At 67.7% G+C, this 7,709-nt stretch carries 7 protein-coding genes and 1 other RNA gene; all 8 read left to right on the top strand.

Translation table 11 applies throughout. From position 1 onward, the window contains the following. A partial coding sequence (locus tag BIU90_RS12470; RefSeq protein WP_175470209.1) for a glycoside hydrolase family 16 protein occupies positions 1 to 936 on the top strand: 936 nt, incomplete at its 5' end. Positions 937 to 1,049: 113 nt separating this feature from the next. Further along, on the top strand, positions 1,050 to 2,159 hold the full coding sequence (gene prfB, locus BIU90_RS12475) for a peptide chain release factor 2 (RefSeq protein WP_071300548.1): 1,110 nt from the start codon (positions 1,050 to 1,052) through the stop codon (positions 2,157 to 2,159). A gap of 51 nt (positions 2,160 to 2,210) precedes the next feature. Next, positions 2,211 to 2,969 carry a cell division ATP-binding protein FtsE gene (gene ftsE / locus BIU90_RS12480; RefSeq protein WP_071300549.1) on the top strand — a complete coding sequence of 253 codons (759 nt, stop codon included), beginning with the start codon at positions 2,211 to 2,213 and terminating at the stop codon, positions 2,967 to 2,969. Continuing rightward, the gene (gene ftsX / locus BIU90_RS12485) at positions 2,966 to 3,880 is read left to right on the top strand and encodes a permease-like cell division protein FtsX (protein WP_071300550.1); all 915 of its coding nucleotides are present in this window, start codon (positions 2,966 to 2,968) and stop codon (positions 3,878 to 3,880) included. The genes ftsE and ftsX overlap by 4 nt, the downstream gene beginning before the upstream one ends. 114 nt (positions 3,881 to 3,994) lie before the next feature. Then, positions 3,995 to 4,471, top strand: a complete 477-nt coding sequence (gene smpB / locus BIU90_RS12490) for an SsrA-binding protein SmpB (protein ID WP_071300551.1) — start codon at positions 3,995 to 3,997, stop codon at positions 4,469 to 4,471. Between the two features lie 109 nt (positions 4,472 to 4,580). Further along, positions 4,581 to 4,958, top strand: a transfer-messenger RNA (tmRNA) gene (gene ssrA, locus BIU90_RS12495). 119 nt (positions 4,959 to 5,077) lie between these two features. Next, positions 5,078 to 5,887: a hypothetical protein gene (locus tag BIU90_RS12500; RefSeq protein WP_071300552.1), complete on the top strand. Its 810-nt coding sequence runs from the start codon at positions 5,078 to 5,080 to the stop codon at positions 5,885 to 5,887. Positions 5,888 to 6,013: 126 nt separating this feature from the next. Continuing rightward, complete coding sequence (locus tag BIU90_RS12505) at positions 6,014 to 7,681, top strand: APC family permease (RefSeq protein ID WP_217640923.1); 1,668 nt, start codon at positions 6,014 to 6,016, stop codon at positions 7,679 to 7,681. The last annotated feature ends 28 nt before the right edge of the window (positions 7,682 to 7,709 follow it).

The following is a 7,709-nucleotide window of genomic DNA, read 5'->3' on the forward strand; positions in this document are numbered from 1 at the left end:
GACGTGAACCGGGTCATCGGGGTCCCGGGTCCGCACGGCTTCGAGTCCTCGGTCGCGACGACGGCGTCCGGCAGCCAGTCGGTGTGCGTGATCGGGGTGAACGTCGGCACCGGGACGGACAAGCAACTCGGATGCCAGACGGTCGTGATCCCGGCCGCACAGCCGACGAGCACTCCGTCGCCCGCGCCCGTCGCGTCGCTCCCGACGACGACGCCCGACAGCACGCCGGGGTCAGGCCAGCTGGACGGTGGTGCCATGCCGGCGGCGACGTCGGGGTGGACGCGGATCTTCGGCGAGGACTTCACGACACCGGCAGCACCCGGGGCCTTCACGAAGACCTACGGCAACCGGTTCGTCGCCTACGACGGGTTCGGCGACACGAGCGGCGTCGGCGTGTACCGGCAGTCCGCCATGTCGGTGGCCGACGGCACCCTGCGCATGCACATGTCCACGGACGCCACCGGGCGACCGACCGGCGCAGCGTTCATCCCGCTCGTCGACGGCAAGTGGGGCGGGCAGACCAGCGGCCGGTACGACATCCGGCTCCGAGCGGACCCGGTCGCGGGCTACGGCCTCGCCGGTCTGCTGTGGTCGGACACCAACACCTGGGAGGACGGCGAGATCGACTTCCCCGAGGGCGACCTGGACGGCAACGCCACGCTCTCGAACCACTGCCCGGGCAACCCGTCCGCGAACTGCCTGCACCGGGACCTCGGCACGACGTTCTCCGCCTGGCACACCTACACGATCGAGTGGACGCCGTCGAAGCTGACCTTCCTCGTCGACGGGGTGCTCGTGAGCTCGACGACGCAGAACATCCCCACGAAGCCGCTGCACCTCGTCCTGCAGGCGGCGACGTCGGGCGGGCAGAAGCCGCCGACGGACGCCGCCGGCGACGTGCAGGTCGCCTGGGTGAGCATCTCCCGGGCCGGGTGACGGCACCGTCGGCGCGGGTGTGACGGCCACGGCTCGGACCGGACCCGCCTGACGGGGCCGAGCCGGGCCTCCCGGTCGGTCGTGGCCCGGCCGCGCCGGTAGGATCGGTGACCATGGTCGAACTGGACTACACCGAGCAGATCTCCGCCCTCCGCGAGACCTTCGGCAACATCCGCTCGGTGGTCGACGTCGACCGCCTGCAGCGCGAGATCGCCGAACTCAGCGAGCAGGCCGGGGCCCAGGACCTCTGGGACGACGTCGAGCACGCGCAGCAGGTGACGAGCGCGCTCTCGCACCGGCAGTCGGAGCTCAAGAAGATCACGGACACCGAGCGACGCATCGACGACCTCGAGGTGCTCGTCGAGATGGCGAACGAGGGCGACGACCAGGACTCGGCCGACGAAGCCGCGGCCGAGCTCAAGGCGGTCACGAAGACCATGGGCGAGCTCGAGGTCCAGACGCTGCTCGACGGCGAGTACGACGACCGTCCCGCCGTCATCACGATCCGTGCCGGCGCCGGTGGTGTCGACGCTGCCGACTTCGCCGAGATGCTCATGCGCATGTACCTGCGGTACTCCGAGCAGCACGGCTACAAGACCACGGTGATGGACACGTCCTACGCCGAAGAAGCCGGCATCAAGTCGGCCACGTTCGAGATCGACGCCCCGCACGCGTTCGGCACGCTGTCGGTCGAGGCCGGCACGCACCGCCTGGTCCGCATGTCGCCGTTCGGGGCAGCGGGCAAGCGCCAGACTTCGTTCGCCGCGGTCGAGGTCATCCCGCTCATGCCGGAGACCGCGGTCATCGACATCCCCGAGAACGACATCCGCGTCGACGTCTTCCGCTCGTCCGGTCCGGGTGGACAGTCGGTCAACACCACCGACTCCGCCGTCCGCCTGACCCACATCCCGACCGGCACCGTCGTCTCGATGCAGAACGAGAAGTCGCAGATCCAGAACCGTGCAGCGGCCATGCGCGTGCTGCAGTCGCGCCTGCTCCTGCTGAAGCAGGAAGAGGAGAACGCGAAGAAGAAGGAACTGGCGGGCAACATCACCGCGAGCTGGGGCGACCAGATCCGCTCCTACGTGCTGGCGCCGTACCAGATGGTCAAGGACCTGCGGACCGAGCACGAGGTGAACAACCCCTCAGCCGTGTTCGACGGTGACCTTGACGGCTTCATCAACGCGGGCATCCGCTGGCGCAAGCAGGGTGACGACTCCTGAGCCGCGCGCCTCGCTTGCTTTCCGAGCCGAGCGACCTACCCTGATCCGGTCATGATCAAATTCGACCAGGTCACCAAGGTGTACTCGGGCAACCCGAGCCCCGCTCTCGACGACGTCACCCTCGAGATCCTCAAGGGCGAGTTCGTCTTCCTCGTCGGCGCGTCCGGCTCCGGGAAGTCCAGCTTCCTGCGCCTCGTGCTCAAGGAGGAGAAGCCGTCCCGTGGGCAGATCCACGTGCTCGGCCAGCGTCTCGGCGCCCTGTCCTCGCGGAAGGTCCCGTACTTCCGACGGAACCTCGGCGTGGTGTTCCAGGACTTCCGTCTGCTGCCGAACAAGAACGTCTTCGACAACGTCGCGTTCTCGCTGCAGGTGATCGGCAAGAGCAAGGGCTTCATCAGCGAGGCCGTCACCGACGTGCTCAAGCTCGTCGGCCTGAACGGCAAGGCCACCCGCATGCCGCACGAGCTCTCCGGTGGTGAGCAGCAGCGCGTCGCCATCGCCCGCGCGGTCGTGAACAAGCCGTCCGTGCTGCTGGCCGACGAGCCCACCGGCAACCTCGACCCGACGACCTCGGCGGGCATCATGGCGCTCCTCGAACGCATCAACCAAGGAGGCACCACCGTGCTCATGGCGACGCACGACGCCAGCATCGTCAACCAGATGCAGCGCCGGGTCATCGAGCTCTCCGGTGGCCGTGTCCTCCGCGACGAGCAGTCCGGTGGCTACCAGACCCAGGCACTCCCGGTGCAGCAGCCCGCGGGTGTCTCGAACACCACCGGCATCCAGACCATCCCGGGGCTCATCCGATGAGGCTCGGGCTCGTCATGTCCGAGGTCGGTTCCGGCCTCCGACGCAACGCCTCGATGGTCGTGTCCGTCGTCCTGGTGACCTTCATCTCGCTGACCTTCGTCGGTACGGCGATCCTGCTGCAGATGCAGATCAACCAGATGAAGGGCTACTGGTACGACCGGGCCCAGGTCGCGGTGTACCTGTGCACCGACACCGACACGACCGGCAACTGCACCGGCGCCAAGGCCACCGAGGACCAGCGGCAGCAGGTCGAGGAGCAGCTCAAGGGCTCGACGCTGTCGCCCTACATCGAGAAGACGTACTTCGAGGACCAGCAGCAGGCGTACGACCGGTTCAAGCAGCAGTTCAAGGACTCGCCGGCGACCGAGTTCGTCAAGCCCGAGTACCTCAACGAGACCTTCTGGGTGAACCTCAAGAACCCGTCGCAGGCCGACGTGCTGCAGGAGAGCCTGTCGAAGGTCGCGGGGGTGCAGAGCGTGGTCGACCAACGCGGGTACCTGCAGCCGATCTTCAACCTGCTGAACGCGTCGTCCTACACGGCGATCGGCATCGCGGCGTTGATGCTCGTCGCGGCCGTGCTGCTCATCGCGACCACGATCCGCCTGTCGGCCTTCTCGCGGAGACGTGAGCTCGGCATCATGCGGCTGGTCGGTGCCTCGAACCGGTTCATCCAGACGCCGTTCGTGCTCGAGGGCGTGATCGCGGCCGCCATCGGCGCGGTGCTGGCCGGGGGCGCGATCACCGCGGTCGTCTGGTTCTTCGTCCGGAACTACCTGACGAAGCGGTTCTCCGGCACGGCGTTCATCGGCATGAGCGATGCGGCGGTGGTCGTGCCGGCGGTGATCGTCATCGGCGTGGTGCTCGCGGGCATCTCGGCGTCGATCGCGATCCGGCGGTACCTCAAGGTGTAGCGCGGCCGTGCCGTGCCGTGCACCTGCGGCGCGCCGGGAAGGTGCGCCGTCCGCCGTGTGTTGTGTAACCTGTAGGGCTGCCCACCGGCAGCGCCCGGACGCAAGGAGACGCGCATGGCGAAGGAACGCGGCGAGAAGACCGTGGCGACGAACCGTCGTGCGCGCCACGACTACCTGATCGAGGACACGTACGAGGCCGGCATGGTCCTGTCCGGCACCGAGGTGAAGTCCCTGCGCGAGGGCCGGGCGTCGCTCGTCGACGGGTACGCCTTCGTCGACGCCGGGGAGGCATGGCTCGACGCCGTGCACATACCCGAGTACACCGAGGGCACGTGGAACAACCACGCCCCGCGGCGCAAGCGGAAGCTGCTGCTCCACAAGCAGGAGATCGTCAAGATCTCGCACAAGACGGCGCAGGGCGGGTACACGCTCGTCCCGATGAAGATCTACTTCCACGATGGCCGGGCCAAGGTCGAGATCGCGGTCGCCAAGGGCAAGCGCGAGTTCGACAAGCGGCAGGCCCTGCGCGAGAAGACCGACAAGCGCGAGGCCGAGCGGGCGATGCGCTCGAAGAACCGCCTGGGCGACTAGCCGCTGTCGCTGGCGTGTCCGCTCGTTCGCCGATAGACTGAACAGCCGCCTGCGATGCAGGCGTTCACAACTCCACAGTGCGACAGCGGCTCGCTGCCTCGGCCTCCATGGGGATGATCGGTTTCGACATTGCCTGTGTGCCGACGGGAAGCGGGCCGAGGACCCACGGTCATCTCGTCAACGATCCGTGGAAAACAACAAGTGCCAATTCCAAGCGCACTGACTTCGCTCTCGCTGCGTAAGCAGCCCAGCACATGAAGTCCGTCGGCCAGGTGATCGTCTCCTAACCTGAGTTCCGGCGTCATCCAGGGGACTTGCTGCACGGTTGCGCCTCAGGGCCGTGCGGGACTTGCACTGAGACTGGGCCCGTCGTCCTAGAAGCCGGTAGCAAAGGACGGGGCCGAGCAGAACGACTCATCCGGATACGCCCGTAGAAGACGTCGAATTGCAGCGATGGACGGGGGTTCGATTCCCCCCATCTCCACCATCGCCGAGTCGGCGCAGCCGCTGTCGCACTGTGTGCTCTCCACCGTTCCCCCTGTGAGCCCGACTACGCTCCGGGGCAGGCGTTCGGCACCCGCCACGTCTGCAACCCGTGAGTGGAAGGTGTCCGACGTGCAGGAGATCGCGATCCGAGTCCGGCTGCGAGAGCAGGAACGCGTCGGTCTGGCCGAGTACGAGCGCACCGTCGGGTCCGTCGCCACGGTCGCGGCGCTCGTCGCGTGGCTGCCCACGCCGGATTCGCGGCTCGTCATCCGCGGGCGCGGCGCCGAACCCGTCCGGCTCGAGACCGCGTCGTACGGCTCGACCTTCGAGATGCTCGTCGTCCTCGACCAGCGCAGCGCCGCCGTCGAGCGCGCGGCCGCGGTCGTCGCCGCCCTGGTCGAGTCCGTGCGACACGAGCACGTCGAGGACGACGTCGCCGGGGTCGCCGGCGAACTCGACCGACTCGACCGCTCGGCCCCGCGCGGTCGGTCTGTGGCCGAGCGCGCGCTCCGGTCGTTCCTCGAGGGCGCCCGTGCCGACGTGCTGGCACGGAAGAGCACGACGCGGCTCCGGGCGGCGCAGGCGCTCGTCCGTCTGGCCGAGGACGCCGCCGAGCTGACCGTCGAGCGGGTCGAGGATGCCCTGGCCACAGAGCTCACCGAGCAGCCGGTCGACCTGCTGCAGGACACCGGGTTGACGGTCGTGATCGAGCCGGTCGACGGGATCGTGGACGACGCAGCGGCGGCAGCGCCGATCGACGAACCGAAGCCGAAGGACGCGAAGAAACCAAAGGACGCGAAGAAGGCCAAGGACGCGAAGAAGGCCAAGGACGCGAAGAAGGCTGACAAGAAGAAGTCGGACAAGAAGCAGGCCGGCAAGAAGCAGGACGACGACAAGAAGAAGTCCAAGAAGTCGAAGAAGGCCAAGTAGGCTGAGGGGTTATACAGGACGTTTGTTTCCACTTCGTTAACAAATCGTCCGAGAGTCCCGCACAGTGCCAGAGTCGATGACCACGACCCCTGCAGGGGGGTCGTGGTCATCTCGACAGGAGCAACTGTGGCAACCACGACTACACAGGCGCTGCCCGATTCCGGGCTCAAGCGCAACGTCGGCTTCATCGGCCTCATCTGGGCCTCGACCGGATCGATCATCGGGTCGGGGTGGCTGTTCGGCTCGCAGGAGGCGCTCAAGACCGCCGGACCCGCTGCCATCATCTCGTGGGTCATCGGCGGCGTCGCCGTCCTGGTCCTCGCCCTGGTGCACGCCGAACTCGGCGGCATGTTCCCGATCGCCGGCGGCACGGCCCGCTTCCCGCACATCGCCTTCGGCGGCATCGCCGGGGCGTCCTTCGGGTGGTTCTCGTGGTTGCAGTCCGTGACCGTCGCCCCGATCGAGGTCGAGGCGATGATCAAGTACGCGCAGCACTGGCAGTTCGCCCACCCGTGGCTGCACACCACGACGGTGGACGGGGAGACGCAGCAGCTGCTCACGGGTTCGGGCATCGCGGTGGCGATCCTGCTGATGGCCGTCGTCACCGCCGTCAACCTGCTGAGCGTCCGGATCCTCGCGAACACGAACTCCGCGGCGACCTGGTGGAAGGTGTTCATCCCGCTGCTGGTCATCATCGTGCTGGCCTTCAGCGGCTTCCACGGCTCGAACTTCACCGCCGCGAGCGGCTTCATGCCCGAGGGGGCGAAGGGGATCCTGGCGGCAGTGTCGACGTCCGGCATCATCTTCGCGTTCCTCGGCTTCGAGCAGGCCGACCAGCTGGCGGGCGAGGCGAAGAACCCCAAGCGCGACATCCCGCGCGCTGTCATCGGGTCGGTGCTCATCGGCCTGGTGATCTACCTGCTGCTGCAGATCGTGTTCCTCGGCGCGCTGCAGTCCGGTGCGATCCAGGGCTCGTGGGCGACGGCCGACTTCACGAAGTACACCGGCCCCTTCGCCGACATCGCGATGGCGGCCGGCATCACCTGGCTCGCGGTGATCATCTTCATCGACGCGATCATCTCGCCCGCCGGCACCGGCCTGATCTACGTGACCGCGACGACGCGCATCTCGTACGGGCTGAGTCGCAACGGGTACTTCCCGAAGGCGTTCGAGTGGACGACCAAGGCCGGTGTGCCGTGGGTCGGCCTGGTCACCGCGTTCGTCGTGGGCTGCGCCTGCTTCGCACCGTTCCCGTCGTGGCAGGGCCTGGTCAGCCTCATCACGAGCGCCTCGGTGCTCATGTACGCGGGGGCACCGTTGGCCCTCGGCGCGTTCCGGAAGCGCATCCCCGAGATCGAGCGCCCATACCGGATGCCGATCGCGTCGGTGCTCTCGCCGATCGCGTTCGTCATCGCGAACCTGATCATCCTGTGGACGGGATGGGACACCGACTGGAAGCTCGGCGTCGCGATCCTGATCGGCGCCGTGGTGATCATCCTCAACAACGTGTTCCGCGGCGCCACGAGCGTCCGTCCGCGGTGGGACTGGAAGGCGGCCCAGTGGCTGCTGCCCTACCTGATCGGCATGGGGCTCATCGTGTTCCTCAGCGACTTCGGGCCACTGACGCACCCGGTGTTCCCGCTGTGGATCGACATCGTCGTGGTCGCCGTGTTCTCCCTGGTGATCTACTACTGGGCGGTCAACTCGGCCTCACCGCGCGAGGAGATCCTGCGCACCGCCGAGGACGTCCGCGACGTCGAGGAGTCCAACGTCGTGGAGCCCGTGCGCCACTGAACCACAGGTCGGACAGGAGGCCCGGTGC

Source organism: Curtobacterium sp. MCBA15_001 (assembly GCF_001864835.1).
Taxonomy (GTDB): Bacteria; Actinomycetota; Actinomycetes; order Actinomycetales; family Microbacteriaceae; genus Curtobacterium.